Here is a 15,254-nt window from a genome sequence, read left to right as displayed (position 1 = left end):
CGCGTCAGCCTGGAATGGTGCGCCTTTTGCGGCCGATCAGGTTGAGCGCGTCGAAACTCTCGCCTTCCTTGACCAGAGCCGCGAAGCCCGGATCGGGTGTATAGAGCGCGGGATCCTCGGCGGTAAATCGTTTCAGCGCTTGCAGGATATCGAACAGGCCGACCAGGTCGGCGGCCTTCATCGGCCCGCCATGCCAGCGCGGAAACCCGTGGGCGTTGATCATTACCGCATCAATGTCCGACGGCCTGAGGGCGACGCCCGCCCGCAAGGCCCGCGCGCCAGCATTGGCCATGGCAGCCACGGCCCGCAACACGATGGCCTCGGGGGCCAGGGGGGGCGCATTGTCGGCCCGGCGGGCGGCGGCAAGATCAAGGATCGCCAGAACCGCCGGATCGGCATGGGCCTGACCGTCCTGCCACAGAAAATAGCCGCGCCCTGCGCCCTGCCCTGTCCGGCCTGCCATCACCAGACGGTCGAGATCGTCCAGATAGGCCGGCACATGCGCCGAATCCTGCGCCGCCCTCCCTTGTCCGGCAAGCGCCCGCCCCCGGGCAAGGCAGTTCTCAAGGCCCATCATGTCCATCTGCCGGAACAGGCCCTGGGCAAATCCATGGTCAATCAGGGCGCTGTCGATCTCGTCCGGGGTGGCGCCAAGGCGCAACATGCTGGCGCCCGCCTGGTGCAACGCGGCCATGATCGGCTCGCCCAGCCCCCCGACCCCGGTGCCGCACCGCACCACGATGCGCCGCAGCCGGTCGCGCAGCAAGGTGACGATGCGCGTCACGGTCTGATCGGATGTGGCGCGTCCGGGGATCACCTCGGCCAGGCGCGTCAGATGCCCCGGCACGGGCAAGCGCAGCCCAAGCACCTGCGCGGGTCGCGTGGTTGCGGCCGCCATCTGATCGATCGGGTACCGGGTCGAGGTCGTGACCAGCACCGCGCCCTGACTTGCGACACGGTCCAGCGCGGCCATGACCTGCGTCTTTGTGGTCGGGTTATCGGCCACAACCTCGATCAGAAGATCGGCCCCGGCCATATCCGCCAACCGGGTCGTGCCACGCCAAAGCGCACGGCGGCGGGGCAGTTCAGCCTCGGGGATGCGCCCGGCCTTGGCGGCCTGGGCCAGCATCGCGTCCATCCGGCCCTCAAGTGCAGTCAGAGCGACCTCGTCACGTTCGAAATGCACCACCGGCACGCCGCCTTCCAGACAGGCCACGGCCATACCGGCGGCTTGCGCCCCGCCACCGACAATCCCGGCCTGCCGCAGCGGCGGCGCCGCCGCCGCCGCAGATGCCGCACGTGCCAGTTCGGGCATGTTGGGGGCACGCCGTTCAGCGAATATGGCATGTCGCAGCGCCTTTGACAGATCGGACTCAAGAAGGTCCTGAAAGGCCACCGCCTCATAGGACAGGCCCGCCTCATAGGGCAGAAGGCATGCCGCCTCGACACAATCCACAATCCTGCGCCCGGCGATGTTGGGGCTTTGCGCCACCTGTTCCCGCCGCGCGGCCACGGCGGCGGCATTGGCCGCGAAATCGGCAAGCCCCTCGGCGCGTTCACCGCTGCGGCGCAGGGGGTCGCCGGCGGCCCGGTCTTTGCCCAGTTCCCGCGCCACGCCCAGCGCGGCGGCAAGCGCGTCTTCGTCTTCACCGATCAGCCACTCCACCAGCGGCCGCAGCGCGCGGGCGCGCAACCGGCGCGGCTGTTGGGTCAGCAGCAGGTCCAGCGCCCCTTGTGCCCCCAGGATGCGGGGCAGGATCTGGGTCGCCCCCGCGCAGGGGGACAGGCCCATCATCACATCGGGAAATCCGATAGAGGCATCCGCAGTGGCCAGCCTTGCATGACACGCCAAGGCAAGTTCCACGCCAGCGCCCGTGGTCAGACCGTGCAGCAGCGCAACGACGGGCTTGGGGCTGTCTTCGATCTTTCGACACAGCGCGGCCGGGTCGGGCGCGGCAAAGCCGGTTTCGGCTTCGCGCAGATCAAGGCCCGCGGAAAACCCCCGGGTCGGGCCCCGGGTCGGGTCATCGCCCAGCCCCGTCAGCACGATGGCCCTGGTTTCAGGATCCGCGATCGCCTGTGACAACGCGTCGTCCAGATCGGCGCGCAGGGCCTGCGTCAGCAAGTTGGATGGCGCGTCTGCCAGCCTGAGAACTGCAACCCCGTCGCATTGCTCCTGCCGGATCGTCCTGCCCACGCCGTCAGCCCCTTTCCATGTCGCCCTGCCGCCGGGTCATGGCCCGGCGGGCGGCCCGCAGGCATACCCGCCCGCAAAGCCTTGGCCAACTGTGCAAAATCAGATGCCTGTCTGGCAAGACCTGTTCGGGCGGACGGGCAGAAAGACGCGAGTTATTTCCCCCCTTTCACACGGGAAGGTTGTCAAACTGCGCCTCGACCTGGCTATCTGTCAGCATCTCGTCAAGTTCACGCAGACGGTCCGGGATGGCATAGCCCGCGCGTTCCAGTTTCTGGCAAAGACTGTGGAGATCGCCCTGCAGCTTCGCCCTGTCCTTTTCGGGGGTGACGCGCACACGGGCTTCAAGCTCATTGATCGGGTGTTGCAGTTCCTCTGGCAGCTGTTCGGTCATGGGGTCCTCCTGTTGGACATGGGGTCAGTGATCGGCCGCGCAGGCCTTGCAAAACGGGGTCGCCGGCAGAACATCCAGCCGTTCCTCCGAGATCTGGTTGCCGCAGATGGTGCAGACGCCGTAAGTGCCCGCCTTTATCCGCTGCAGCGCTGCCATGATGCGCCCGATCTCGTCCATACCGCTGCGCCCTAGGCGTTCCAGCACCTGATCACCCTCGGTCTCGATGGCCATGTCGTCCCAGTCCTTGGTATGGGGCTGGTCCAGTTCTGCCTCGATCGCGTGAAGGCGGGTGTCCAGTTCGGACAGGCGCTTGAGCAGCGTGGCACGGCGGTCTTGAGTTGTTTTCATTCGCGAGTCTCCCTTTTCCTCTGTTACTGTGGCATCCGGCGACCACATCAACCTTGATGCAGGTCAAACCCTTTGCGCCACGGGGGCGGCAAGACCGCAAAGGTTCACACATGCAAGGCAAGACCGGCGATCCGACCGACATAGGCCTTGATACACATGCAGATCACAATATATGTTCGTGAAAATGGAGGACATGTTCATGAGACCCGAGGTCACGGCCTTTTTCGACGAAGCCACAAATACCGTCTCTTACGTGGTCAAGGACCCGTCCGGCAGCGCCTGTGCCATCATCGATTCCGTTCTGGATTTCGACTATGCGTCAGGGCGGACCGATACGCGTTCCGCCGATGCGGTGATTGACCATGTGCGCGACAACAAGCTGGACGTGCAGTGGCTGCTGGAAACCCATGTGCATGCCGACCACCTGTCCGCCGCGCCCTATATCCAGCAACGCGTGGGCGGCAAGATCGGCATCGGCGACCGCATCAAGATCGTGCAGGACACGTTCGGCAAAGTCTTCAACGAGGGCACCGAGTTCCAGCGCGACGGCAGCCAGTTCGACCGCCTTTTCGAGGAGGGCGACAGTATCATGATCGGGCAGATGCGCGGTGATGTGCTGCATACACCGGGCCATACGCCGGCCTGCCTGACCTATGTGATCGGGGATGCGGCCTTCGTGGGCGATACGCTGTTCATGCCCGATTTCGGCACGGCGCGTTGCGATTTTCCGGGTGGCTCTTCCGAGGTGCTGTTCAATTCGATCCAGAAGATCCTGGCCCTGCCGGACGAGACGCGGATCTTCGTGTGCCACGACTACAAGGCGCCGGGCCGGGATGAATATGCCTGGGAAACCACGGTGGCGGCGCAGAAGGCTGGCAATATCCATGTCGGCGCCGGCAAGGACCGCGACAGTTTCGTCAAGATGCGCGATGCGCGCGATGCCCAGCTGGCCATGCCCAGGCTGATCATCCCCTCGCTTCAGGTCAACATGCGCGCAGGCCAGATGCCGCCCGCCGATGAACAGGGCGATGTGTTTCTGAAAGTACCGGTCAACAAGCTCTGACCCCCCGTCCGGGCGCGGCGCAAGATCGCGGCCCGGGCGTTTTTTCGCGAACCAACAGGACAGGACGACTATGGAACAGGATTGGATTTGGGGCCTTGTGGGCGGCTTGCTCATCGGGACCGGAGGGGCCGTATATCTGCTGGCCAATGGCCGCATCATGGGGGCCAGCGGCATCATTGGCGGCCTGGTCGATGGCAGCGGGCGCGACACGGCATCCGAAAGGCTGATGTTCCTGGCGGGCGTGATCCTGCTGCCGATACTGCTCTATCCGCTTTACGGCCATGTCGATACCCATGTGTCGACCAACCCGCTGGTGATCGTCACGGCCGGTCTGCTGGTCGGTGCGGGGACGCGGCTGGCCAATGGCTGCACCTCGGGGCACGGGGTCTGCGGCATCTCGCGCTTCAGCCTGCGCGGCATCGTCGCCACCGTCTTCTATATTCTGGCAGGCGGCCTGACGGTGGTCTTTTTCCGTCATCTGCTGGGGGTGATCTGATGCGCCTGCTTTATGCATTCATCGCGGGCGGTCTGTTTGGCGCGGGTCTGTTCGTGTCGGGCATGACCGACACCGCCAAGGTCCAGGGCTGGCTGGATGTTTTCGGCGACTGGGACCCGACGCTGGCCTTCGTCATGGGCGGCGCGATCATCCCGATGGCGATTGCCTGGCGGCTGGTGCCGGGGCGCAGGCCGCTGGTGGGCGGGGCGTTCCCCGCGCCGCAAGACCCAAAGGTCAGCCGCAACCTGGTCTTGGGATCGACCATGTTCGGTGCTGGCTGGGGGCTGGCGGGCCTGTGCCCCGGCCCCTCGATCGCGTCGCTGTCTTATGGCGGGGTCTGGCACTGGGTCTTTGCCGTGGCAATGCTGGCCGGCATGGCGCTTGCGCCAATGCTGCGCGTCAAGCTGGACAGGGCAGTTCCGGCGGAATAAAGCGAGATCATGGATATTCGTCAGATCACACCCCGCTACGCCGTCTCGCCGCAGATCGACCCCGAGGATATCGCGGCGATCAAGGCTGCGGGATTCACCACCCTCATCTGCAACCGCCCGGACGAGGAGGTTCCCCCCTCGCATCAGGCGGCGGTCATGGCCGAGGCGGCCCAGGCCGCGGGCCTGACCTTTCACGCCCTGCCCCTGACGCATCAGACCATGACCCCGGACCGGGTCGCGCAACAGCGCAGCCTGATCGAGGAGGCATCAGGGCCGGTGCTTGCCTATTGTGCATCAGGAACACGCTGTTCCGTTGTCTGGTCGCTGGGCCAGGCCGGGCATCTGCCGGTTGACCAGATCATGCAGGCCACCGCGCAGGCCGGTTATGATCTGGCAGGGCTGCGCCCGCAGCTTGACGCGATCGCGCAGCGCGGCGGTCTTTGACATCAGCGGCGGGTCCCGCCGTTCAGGCAGCGGCGGGGCCAGTGCCCATCGACAGGGCAAAATCATCCATCGGGTCGCCGTCAAGACGCCCCATGCCTGTCAGTTCCGCCTGAAACGCATCCATTGTGGCCGTGGCCACGGCGCGCGATCCTTCCGCATCCTCTGCGCCCCCGTCGGGGCCCCCGTCGGCGGGCCGGGCGCGCGGGCCGGGCGCGGCCGGTTCCGGCACCGCATCCGCAAGCGATGCGGCGGGCATTGGCGGCGCCTGGGGGGCGGATTGTTCCCCATGCACCGCCGCATCTGTCCCAAGCCCATGATCGGGTAACGTGTCGGGCAAGTTCAGGCGCAGGGCACGCAAGCCGTCCAGTTTTCCCAGCCGCGCCGTCGCCAGCCGCCGCGCCCCGGCAACTTCGATCGAAATCTCGCGAATCGCGTCCTGCGGCACGGCCAGCACATCGCCCACGGACAGCGCGCCGATCTCTGACAGCGGCAGGTGCAAACGGCACAGGATCGCGTCCAGCCTGGCAGGGGCGGCCAGCACCCTGTCCTGAAGCTGGCGCGAGGGATCGGCCTGTTCGGCCACGCCTGCCACCACGGCCGGGTCGGGCCGTACGGGAAGCGCCAGAACCATTTCCCCCATGCGTATGCCCGGCCCGATATCCAGCGGCAGGCGGAACACGTGATAATCCGGGGCCGTCAGCGCCAGGCCAAGGCTGCGCCGATCCTCGATCATCGCGCCGAACCGATAGCCGCAGACCCAGTGGCGATCCGGATGATCCGACAGGTGGCCCGTGACCCGTGTCAGCACCCCGTCCACCAGGGGCGTGGCAAGCGCCGCATCCGTCCGCGTCAGCGCCCGCACCGGGGTCGGGCGGGACAGCACCTGCCCCATGGTCTGCACCTCGATCAGCGAGGCCAGTATCGCCGCGTCCAGCGCCACCATCCCGGTCGCGCCATCCGGGCCATCAATCAGGATCAGCATCATCGCATCCGGGATCAAGGCGATCAGCCCGGCATGATCCGCCTTTGTCCGTTCCGAAGAGGACACAGTCAGCGCCAGCGACAGATCTTCATCCGCCGTCTTTTCGAGGGCCAGCCGCAGGGCACGCTGCGGTGACATCGCGCGCGCCTGGTGCTCATCCCGGGCGATCCTGGCCTTGCGGCGCAAACCTGCATTTGTTGCTGTTCCGATCATCGCCTCCGCCACCGCTTCTGCGGGTCCATGCCCTGTCATAGCGGTCAGAAGGTTACGATTTGCTGAACCACGGCATGTTTTCAGCCTATCGGGCGGCCATTCGCTGCCCCGCCGGCAGGCTGACGCGGAAGGCGCCGCCGCCCTGCCCCGGCAGATACCCAAGGGTGCCCCCCAAGCGCGACATGATCTCGCGGCAGATGGCCAGCCCCAGCCCTGCCCCTCCGGCTTGCCGATCGGCGACGCGGTAGAATTTTTCGAACACCATGCTCTGGGATTCGGGTGGAATACCCGACCCGTTGTCGATGAAATCGATGATGATCCGCCCGCCACGCCGATTGACCTCGATCGTCAGTTCGGGCCGCTCCGCGTCGCAATATTTCTGTGCATTGGCGATCAGGTTGATGAAGACCTGCGCCAGCCGGTCCAGATCGGTGCTCAGCATCACCTCCGAGGCGGGACCGACCCGCCGCACGCGCAGCGCATGCATGTCCGCCCCGGTGGCGGCGATGGAGTGGCTGATCACGTCAGACAGCATTCCGTCGCGGATGTTCAGATTGACCTGCCCGTTTTCCAGAACGCTCAGATCGAGCAGGTCATCCAGCAGACGCGTGAGGCGGATCGCCTCGGCATGGATGATCGAGGCATAGCGGGTCAGATCCTTCGGCTGCAAGCCTTCGGCATCGCGCAGGATTTCGGAAAAGGCCCGGATCGACGTCATGGGCGTGCGTAATTCATGGCTGATCTGGCTGAGAAACGCATCCTTTTGCACCGAAAGCTGGGTCAGCTTTTCGTTGGCGGCGCGCAATTGCCGCGCGGTGCGGGTCAGTTCGCTGGATTTCGCCTCGAGCTGGCTGGAATATTCCATCATCTGCGCGGTCTCATCGGCGACGGCCAGCAGATCCTCGACCGAGACGGTCGCGGCCCCCATGATCTGCGCCACCATCGCATGGGCGGTGGCGCCGCCCACCGCACCGGACAGTTCACGCTCCAGCCGCGCCAGAAAATCCGGTGTGGGTTCAGGCAGATACCCGACCAGCCCCTGTCGCGCGGCTTCGGTCTGAAAGAAGGTCTGCGCCTCGGCCGGGCCAAGGATTCGCTGCGCCATGATCATCAGATCCTCGGATTGCGCGATGCCGCCGGACCAGCTTTGCGGATTGCTGGAATGCTCGAAGATATTGACGAATTGCGCGCCCTGCAGCCGTTCCAGCGGCGATGGGAAACTGATCAGCGAAACCGCCACGAAAACCACCGTGTTCAGCGACAAGGACCACATCGCCGCATGCAGCAGCGGGTCTACCCCCTCGATGCCGAACAAGGCTTCGGGCCGCAGCCAGCCCAGCCCCCAGGGCCCCTGCTCCATCAGCGTGGCTGACAGCGCGCCACCACCGAATTGCGGCAAAAGCAGGCACCAGGCCCAGATCGCGAACCCTACCAGCAGTCCGGCCAGGGCCCCGTTGCGCGTGGCCCCCCGCCAGAAGATGCCACCCATCATTGCCGGCAGAAGCTGCGCCAGCCCGGCGAAGGACACAAGGCCGATCGCCGCCAGCGCCGTGCCGCCGCCCGATACCTTGTAGTAAAGATAGCCCAGCCCCAGCACGACCCCGATGGACAGCCGCCGCGCCAGGATCACCACATGGCGCACATCCGATGGCCCGCTGGCCCCGCCCTGCGTCAGGCGCAGGAAGATCGGCATCACGATATGGTTGGATACCATCGTGGCCAGCGCGATGGCCGCCACGATCACCATCGAGGTGGCCGAGGAAAACCCGCCAAGGAAAGACAGCATCGCCAGACCGTCGCGCCCCTGTGACAGCGGCACCGTCAGCACGAACTGGTCTGGGTTCGATCCCGGCGGCATGAGTTCCAGCCCCATCACGGCGATCGGCACGACAAACAGGCTCATCAGCATCAGATAGGTCGGAAAGGCCCATGCGGCCGTACACAGATGTCTTTCGTCCTCGTTCTCGACGACCAGAACCTGGAACATGCGGGGCAAGGTCAGGAAAGCCGCCGCCGACAGCAGGGTCAGCCCCACCCAGCGCCCGCCATGCACCTGCCACTGGCCGATCTCGGAGGCGTCGATACGCTCCATCATCGGGGCGATCCCCCCGGCCAGTCCCCAGACCACGAACACACCGACCGCGATCAGCGCGAACAGCTTGACCACCGCCTCGACGGCGATGGCCATGACCACCCCGTGATGACGCTCGTTCGCATCAAGGTTGCGGGTGCCGAACAGGATGGTGAACAGCGCCAGCCCCACCGCCACCCACAAGGCCGTGTCATAGGTGGCAAACAAGGCCGCACCTTCCGCATCACTTACCGCAAAGCTTGAGAAGGACAGCGTAACGGATTGCAGTTGCAATGAAATATAGGGCGTGATCCCGGCTACGGCCAACAGCGTCACACAGACCGCCAGCACGCCGGACTTGCCATAGCGCGACGAAATCAGATCCGCGACCGAGGTGATGCGCTGCGTGCGACCGATCCGCACCATCTTGCGCAGGGCCCACCACCAGCCGACCATGACAAGCGTGGGGCCCATGTAGATCGTCAGGTATTCAAGCCCTGACCGCGCAGCATAGCCAACCGCGCCATAAAAGGTCCAGGCGGTACAGTAGATCGACAGGGACAGCGTATAGATCCAGGGCGAGCGCAACCAGTTGCCCTGCCCCCTGAGCGCAGCGCGTTCGGCCATGAAGGCCACCGCGAACAGCATTGCCACATAGACAAGGCAGACTGCGATCAGGGTATTGAGCGTTGCCATCCGCCTGCCCTAGTCGTCCCCGACGTCCTGCGCTTCGGCGTTGGCATCAAGCATCACCGACAGGAACAAGGCCATCAGGGCCAGAAAGGTCCAGACCCCGAACATGTAAAGAATCGCGCTGGAGGTGGAGACCGCGGCCACATCCGGCGTCGCAGCAGGCTGCGATCTGGGCCATAGCAGCGGCACCAGCCATAACAGCGCGCCAAGCACCGGCAGCAGGCGCGCGGCATCGGTCAGACGGCGCTGCCGATAGCTGCGCCGCTCAAGGAACACCGGGGTCGACTTTTCCTTCATCGCACCACCAGCGCGTTGAGGGCCTCGATCACGTCGGCATTCGAAAAGGGCTTGGTCATGAACCGGCTGGCCCCGGCGCGTTCGGCCAGTTCCCGGTCGCGGGCCTGGCCGCGCGCGGTCAGCATCAGAACCGGCAGATCCCGGGTTTCGGGCTGGGCGCGCAGATCAGTCAGGATCTCATAGCCGCTTCGCCCCGGCAGCATCACGTCAAGGATCACCAGATCAGGCGCGCGCGCCTGCACCACCGAGACCGCGTCATGCCCGTTGGAATGGCTGTCCACATGCCAGCCGTCACGCGCCAGGATGAAACTTATCGCCTCGATGATGTTCGGCTCATCCTCGATGATCAGCACTCGTTTGGACATGCCACTTTCCCCTCCCCTGGAATGTAGCGGTTCGGCACGCAGGTCACCTTTGATCAACAAGGGTGATGCGGCATCACCATGGTCGACTATCGTCGCTGCGGAACATCCTGTCAAAACCCATCTGTCAGGATCGAGGGTTCGCGCCGCCCCGGACAGGCCTCTGCCGGGCAGATCCGGCAACTGACGCCCACTTCGCGCGGCGCATCCGGCCCTTCGGCAGGGGCTGGGCTGCGTACCGGCAGGCTGTTTTGCTCCAGTGGCAGGATCAGCATATGCGCCTCGAACAGCGGCTCGGCGTTGTAATCGGCCTGTCCGACAGGCTGCGCGATGGCAAAGGCGCGGAACCGGCGCCTGTGTTGCCCGCTCTGCCGCAATATCTGGCGAATCGGTGTCATCGGGCGATTGAGCGCCGCGAACAGCGGCCAACGCGGACAGGCAGAGCCAAAGCGCGGCAGGGCGAAGCCGTCGATCGGGCGGCGCAGCAGCAGCGTTCCGGAGGCGTCGCAGCTGGCCAGCCCGACCGCCGAGACCGGGCCGGCGGCCTCGGCGTCTTGCGGCAGGCTGGCCAGGCGGCGCATCACGATGGCCGGATCGACCGACAGGCGCGCGGCAAGATAGAGCGGGTCCAGAGGCGCATCATCGGATCCGACCTGTGCAAGCGCCGCGCGCAGACGCGCCAGCGGCAGACGTTCGGCATCGCTGCGGTAGCGTTCCAGATAGCTGCGCGCCTGGGCCCTTGCCGACGTCGATTGCAAAACGTCGGCCGCGTCGATCAGGGTGGTGATGACGCCATCGGGCAAGGGGCCTTCGACCTCCAGCTCTGCGAAATGATGCGCGCGCGCGGTCAGGAAACGTTCCATTTCATCCTGTGGCGAACTGAGGGCCGCATCAGCCTTTCCCGCACCGTCCAGATAGCCCACAAGGGCCTGCGCGCTCTGGGCCAGGCGGGCCGCATCCTCGTTGATGTTGCGATGGAAGCGGTCGCGCCATTCAGGTTCGATATCGCGGGGGTCCACCAGGATGGCTGCGGTGGACCGGATGGCGGTCACGGTCGACAGCACCTCATGCATCGCGGCCGCCAGATAGGGGTCATGGGTCAGCCGATCCGCCAGCTGTTCGACCGTATGCTCCAGCGACAGGACACGGCGGTGCCGGTCTGCCAGCACTTCGGCCCAGCCGGGAAAGCGGGCGGCGAAATCTTCGATCGCGGCGATCTCGGGCCGTGCCGCGGCAGTGTCGCTGGCCGCATCGCGCAGCGTCGCGGTCAGGGCAGCCTCGGCCCCTTCCGTCAGCGCCGAAGGTTCAACCCCAAGGGCCGCAGACAGGTCCAGCAGCAGCTTGCCACCGATCCGGCGACGGTTGTGTTCGATCAGGTTCAGATAAGAGGCCGAGATGCCGACATCGCGCGCCAGATCCGCCTGCCGTACCCCCAGTGCGATCCGCCGCTCGCGGATCCGACCACCTGTCAACTGTCGCTGCGGCATGACCTGGGCACCTTTGTTGCGATCCTTGCAGATTGTGGAAGAATGACCTTCCAAGCATCTGCAAACGCGTCAACTTTACACTGTTTTCAAAGCCCGCGAAGCAGAATTTACAGGATCGGCCCCTTGTCGGTCAGTGCAGGATATCCAGCGTGTTCCCTGCCAGAAGGTCCCGCAACGCGGTTTTCAGAACCTTGCCATAGTTGTTCTTGGGCAGCTCGGGCAGCACGGCGTAGAGCTTGGGGCGCTTGAAACGCGCGATCTGTGCAAGGCAATGCGCGTCCAGCGCGGCATGGGTCAGAACCGCCCCCGTGCGAGGCACCACGAAAGCCACGACAACCTCGCCCCATTCCGGGTCGGTCTGGCCCACGACGGATACCTCGTGCAGGTCGGGATGGGTCAGCAAGGCTTCCTCGACCTCCCGCGGGTAGATGTTGGTGCCCCCCGAGATGATCATGTCCTTGCTGCGATCGTGCAGCGTGAGGTATCCCGCGGGGTCCAGAACCCCCATGTCGCCGGTACGCAGCCAGCCGTCCTGGAGGGTTTTCTGCGTGGCCTGCGGATTGCGCCAATAGCCGGGCATGACGGTCGCGCCACGGACCATGATCTCGCCGATCTGCCCCGGTGCAAGGGGCGCGCCGCTGTCATCGCCGATCTTCACCTCGACCACGGATTGGGCCCGCCCGACCGACCCCAGCCGCGCGCGCCATGCCTTGTGGCTGCGATCCGTCACGTCTGCGCGGGACAGGGCCGTGATGCTCATGGGGCATTCGCCCTGCCCGTAGATCTGCACGAAGACCGGGCCGAAGGTATCGACCGCCTCGACGATATCGGCCACATACATCGGCCCGCCGCCATAAACGACGGTCCGCAGCCCCTGCCCGGTCAAGCCATGCGCCTGGGCATGGGCCGTCATCCGCTTGATCATCGTGGGCGCGGCGAACATGTGGGTGCGCCCGTGAAAAGCCGCCAGATCGAAAATCTCGGCCGGATCGAACCCGCCGGACACCGGGCAGATGTGGCGCGCCCCCATCAGCACATGCACCATCGCATAAAGCCCCGCGCCATGGCTGAGGGGGGCGGCATAAAGCGCCCCATCCTCTGCGCTGACATGGTCCACATCGGCCAGGTAGGACAGGCACACCGCAGACAGCATGCCATGGGTGATCATCACGCCCTTGGGCCGCCCTGTCGTTCCCGACGTGTAGAATAGCCAGGCCAGATCCTGTGGCGCCAGCGGGCATGGCGCAGCCCGACCCGCATGGGCCTGCACATCCGCCAACCCTGCGGGATCGGCTGCAATCACGCGCACGGCCCGCCCATCCTGCGCGATGGCCTGCCCCAGATCCTCGGCCAGGCCAGGCGAGGCAAAGACCAGCGCGGCGTCGGCATCCCCCAGGATCCAGGCCGCCTCGCGCCCGTGCAGCTTGGCGTTGATCGGCACGGCCACGGCCCCAGCCATCCAGATACCGTAAAGCAGCACCAGAAATTCCGGCCGGTTCTTCATGAACAGGGCCACGCGATCACCCTGCCGAAGGCCCTGCGCCCCCAGCCAGCCTGCCACGGCGCTCGCCTCGGCATGGAACTGGCCATAATCAGCCAGGCATTCGCGCCCCAGAAACAGGGCGGGGCGATCCCCATGCACCTGTGCCTGCCGCAGCAACCAGTTGGAAATATTCATGTCCGCCCTCCCCTGACAGTCGCAGAAAAGCACCACCTGGCGCCCTGTGCAATCGCGCAGAACGCAAGACCGTTTGCCCACGAAGGTCGTGTCAGCGGCACGACTTGTGAATTGGCCGCTTTTCCCTGACGGCACGATGACCTATAAGCGGGTCAGAATAGCGCAGGGTCGGTCGCTGGCCGAACCCCTTGCAGCCCTGTCAAAACCGGTCGAGGACACTATGACGAAGAAGAACCATGACAGCGACGTTGCCTTCATTCAGGCCCTTGCGGAACTGCTGCGCGAGAATGACCTGACCGAGCTGGAAGTGATGCGCGAATATGGCGAGGATGACAGCCTGAACGTGCGTGTCAGCCGCGCCGCGCCGAATGTGACCTATGCCGCGCCGGCCGCACCGGTCCAGTATGCGGCCGCCCCCGCCGCCCTGGCCCCCGCCGCAGCCGCCCCCGCCGCCGCTGCCGCGCAGGACCCCGCGACGCTGCCGGGCGCTGTCACCTCGCCCATGGTCGGGACCGTCTACATGCAGGCCGAACCCGGCTCGCCCGCCTTCGTCAGCGTTGGCGCGCAGGTCAACGAGGGTGATACCCTGCTGATCATCGAGGCGATGAAGACGATGAACCACATCCCGGCCCCCAAGTCGGGCACGGTCAAGCGGATCCTTGTCGAAGACGGTGCCGCCGTGGAATATGGCGCCCCCTTGATGATCATCGAATAAGGCCTTGGCAATGTTCGAGAAGATCCTGATTGCGAACCGCGGCGAGATTGCCTTGCGCGTGATCCGTGCCGCCCGTGAAATGGGCATCAAATCCGTGGCCGTGCATTCGACCGCCGATGCCGACGCGATGCATGTCCGCATGGCGGACGAAGCCATCTGCATCGGGCCGCCCCCGTCGACCGACAGTTATCTGTCGATCCCGGCCATCATCTCGGCCTGCGAGATCACGGGCGCACAGGCGATCCATCCCGGCTACGGCTTTCTGTCCGAGAACGCCAATTTCGTGCAGATCGTCGAGGACCATGGCATCACCTTCATCGGCCCCACGGCCGAACATATCCGCATCATGGGTGACAAGATCACCGCGAAGGATACGATGAAGGCGCTTGGCGTGCCTTGCGTGCCCGGATCGGATGGTGGCGTGCCCACCCTGGCGGATGCCAAGCGCGTCGGCGCCGAAATCGGCTATCCGGTGATCGTCAAGGCGACGGCCGGCGGTGGCGGGCGCGGGATGAAAGTGGCGATGACCGCTGCCGACATGGAAAGCGCCTTCATGACCGCACGGTCGGAATCCAAGGCCGCCTTCGGCAATGACGAGGTCTATATCGAAAAATACCTGACCACGCCGCGCCACATCGAGATCCAGGTCTTCGGTGACGGCAAGGGCCGCGCCGTGCATCTGGGCGAACGTGACTGCTCGCTGCAGCGCCGCCACCAGAAGGTCTTCGAAGAAGCCCCCGGCCCTGTGATCACGGCCGAAGAACGCGCCCGCATCGGCAAGGTCTGCGCGGATGCCGTGGCAAAGATCAACTATATCGGCGCAGGCACGATCGAGTTTCTCTACGAGAAAGGCGAGTTCTATTTCATCGAGATGAACACGCGGTTGCAGGTGGAACACCCCGTGACCGAGGCGATCTTTGGCGTGGACCTTGTGCGCGAACAGATCCGTGTGGCCGAAGGGCTGCCGATGTCCTTCACGCAAGAGGATCTGACGATCAATGGCCACGCGATCGAAGTGCGCATCAACGCCGAGAAGCTGCCGAATTTCGCGCCCTGCCCCGGACGGATCACGCAGTATCACGCCCCCGGCGGGCTTGGCGTGCGTATCGATTCCGCCCTCTATGACGGCTATCGGATCCCACCCTATTACGACAGCCTGATCGGCAAGCTGATCGTGCACGGCCGTGACCGCCCCGAGGCGCTGGCCCGCCTGGCGCGTGCCCTGGGCGAGTTGATCGTGGACGGTGTCGATACGACCATTCCGCTCTTTCACGCGCTTTTGCAGGAAGAGGATGTGCAGACCGGCAATTACAACATCCACTGGCTGGAACATTGGCTGAAGACGCATCTTCCGGCCTGAGGGTGCCGCCTCCGGAAACGCTCCGG

General features: G+C 65.3%; 15 protein-coding genes. 6 read left to right on the top strand and 9 right to left on the bottom strand.

What is annotated here, in order from left to right; all coding sequences use genetic code 11:
- Window positions 1-4 precede the first annotated feature (4 nt).
- The 3 genes from ACFQ3C_RS05740 to ACFQ3C_RS05730 all read right to left on the bottom strand — a co-directional run bounded on the left by ACFQ3C_RS05740 (window position 5) and on the right by ACFQ3C_RS05730 (window position 2,936).
- On the bottom strand, window positions 5-2,197 hold the full coding sequence (locus ACFQ3C_RS05740; RefSeq protein ID WP_380789530.1) for a 3-hydroxyacyl-CoA dehydrogenase NAD-binding domain-containing protein: 2,193 nt from the start codon (window positions 2,195-2,197) through the stop codon (window positions 5-7).
- A 166-nt stretch (window positions 2,198-2,363) separates the two neighbouring features.
- Window positions 2,364-2,588: a hypothetical protein gene (locus tag ACFQ3C_RS05735; RefSeq protein WP_380789529.1), complete on the bottom strand. Its 225-nt coding sequence runs from the start codon at window positions 2,586-2,588 to the stop codon at window positions 2,364-2,366.
- Window positions 2,589-2,612: 24 nt separating this feature from the next.
- A complete protein-coding gene (locus ACFQ3C_RS05730) occupies window positions 2,613-2,936 on the bottom strand; it encodes a TraR/DksA family transcriptional regulator (RefSeq protein WP_380789528.1) in 324 nt (107 codons plus the stop codon).
- A 199-nt stretch (window positions 2,937-3,135) separates the two neighbouring features.
- Here ACFQ3C_RS05730 and ACFQ3C_RS05725 point away from each other — a divergent pair, with 199 nt between their 5' ends.
- The 4 genes from ACFQ3C_RS05725 (at window position 3,136) to ACFQ3C_RS05710 (ending at window position 5,370) form a co-directional block, all read left to right on the top strand.
- A complete protein-coding gene (locus tag ACFQ3C_RS05725; RefSeq protein ID WP_380789527.1) occupies window positions 3,136-3,999 on the top strand; it encodes an MBL fold metallo-hydrolase in 864 nt (287 codons plus the stop codon).
- A 70-nt stretch (window positions 4,000-4,069) separates the two neighbouring features.
- Complete coding sequence (locus tag ACFQ3C_RS05720; protein ID WP_380789526.1) at window positions 4,070-4,495, top strand: YeeE/YedE family protein; 426 nt, start codon at window positions 4,070-4,072, stop codon at window positions 4,493-4,495.
- A complete protein-coding gene (locus ACFQ3C_RS05715) occupies window positions 4,495-4,926 on the top strand; it encodes a DUF6691 family protein (RefSeq protein WP_380789525.1) in 432 nt (143 codons plus the stop codon). The genes ACFQ3C_RS05720 and ACFQ3C_RS05715 overlap by 1 nt, the downstream gene beginning before the upstream one ends.
- A 9-nt stretch (window positions 4,927-4,935) precedes the next feature.
- On the top strand, window positions 4,936-5,370 hold the full coding sequence (locus ACFQ3C_RS05710) for a TIGR01244 family sulfur transferase (protein WP_380789524.1): 435 nt from the start codon (window positions 4,936-4,938) through the stop codon (window positions 5,368-5,370).
- 22 nt (window positions 5,371-5,392) lie between these two features.
- Here ACFQ3C_RS05710 and ACFQ3C_RS05705 read toward each other — a convergent pair whose 3' ends face one another.
- The 6 genes from ACFQ3C_RS05705 to ACFQ3C_RS05680 all read right to left on the bottom strand — a co-directional run bounded on the left by ACFQ3C_RS05705 (window position 5,393) and on the right by ACFQ3C_RS05680 (window position 13,153).
- A complete protein-coding gene (locus tag ACFQ3C_RS05705; protein WP_380789523.1) occupies window positions 5,393-6,490 on the bottom strand; it encodes a FliM/FliN family flagellar motor switch protein in 1,098 nt (365 codons plus the stop codon).
- 160 nt (window positions 6,491-6,650) lie between these two features.
- Window positions 6,651-9,332 carry an ATP-binding protein gene (locus ACFQ3C_RS05700; RefSeq protein ID WP_380789522.1) on the bottom strand — a complete coding sequence of 894 codons (2,682 nt, stop codon included), beginning with the start codon at window positions 9,330-9,332 and terminating at the stop codon, window positions 6,651-6,653.
- 9 nt (window positions 9,333-9,341) lie between these two features.
- Window positions 9,342-9,626, bottom strand: coding sequence for a hypothetical protein (locus ACFQ3C_RS05695; RefSeq protein ID WP_380789521.1), 285 nt, complete (start codon window positions 9,624-9,626; stop codon window positions 9,342-9,344).
- Window positions 9,623-9,991, bottom strand: coding sequence for a response regulator transcription factor (locus ACFQ3C_RS05690; protein ID WP_380789519.1), 369 nt, complete (start codon window positions 9,989-9,991; stop codon window positions 9,623-9,625). The genes ACFQ3C_RS05695 and ACFQ3C_RS05690 overlap by 4 nt, the downstream gene beginning before the upstream one ends.
- 110 nt (window positions 9,992-10,101) lie before the next feature.
- Window positions 10,102-11,475: a helix-turn-helix domain-containing protein gene (locus ACFQ3C_RS05685; protein ID WP_380789518.1), complete on the bottom strand. Its 1,374-nt coding sequence runs from the start codon at window positions 11,473-11,475 to the stop codon at window positions 10,102-10,104.
- 130 nt (window positions 11,476-11,605) lie between these two features.
- Window positions 11,606-13,153 carry a class I adenylate-forming enzyme family protein gene (locus ACFQ3C_RS05680; RefSeq protein WP_380789517.1) on the bottom strand — a complete coding sequence of 516 codons (1,548 nt, stop codon included), beginning with the start codon at window positions 13,151-13,153 and terminating at the stop codon, window positions 11,606-11,608.
- 220 nt (window positions 13,154-13,373) lie between these two features.
- Between ACFQ3C_RS05680 and accB the strand changes: the two genes are divergently transcribed.
- Window positions 13,374-13,868: an acetyl-CoA carboxylase biotin carboxyl carrier protein gene (gene accB, locus ACFQ3C_RS05675; protein WP_380789516.1), complete on the top strand. Its 495-nt coding sequence runs from the start codon at window positions 13,374-13,376 to the stop codon at window positions 13,866-13,868.
- A 10-nt stretch (window positions 13,869-13,878) separates the two neighbouring features.
- Entirely contained in the window at window positions 13,879-15,228 is a 1,350-nt protein-coding gene (gene accC / locus ACFQ3C_RS05670; protein ID WP_380789515.1) for an acetyl-CoA carboxylase biotin carboxylase subunit, read from the top strand.
- Window positions 15,229-15,254: the final 26 nt, after the last annotated feature.

It is taken from the genome of Seohaeicola saemankumensis (assembly GCF_042678485.1).
Lineage (GTDB): Bacteria > Pseudomonadota > Alphaproteobacteria > Rhodobacterales > Rhodobacteraceae > Seohaeicola > Seohaeicola saemankumensis.
Note: the sequence above shows the minus strand (reverse complement) of the source record. Positions and strands in the feature narration are given on the sequence as shown.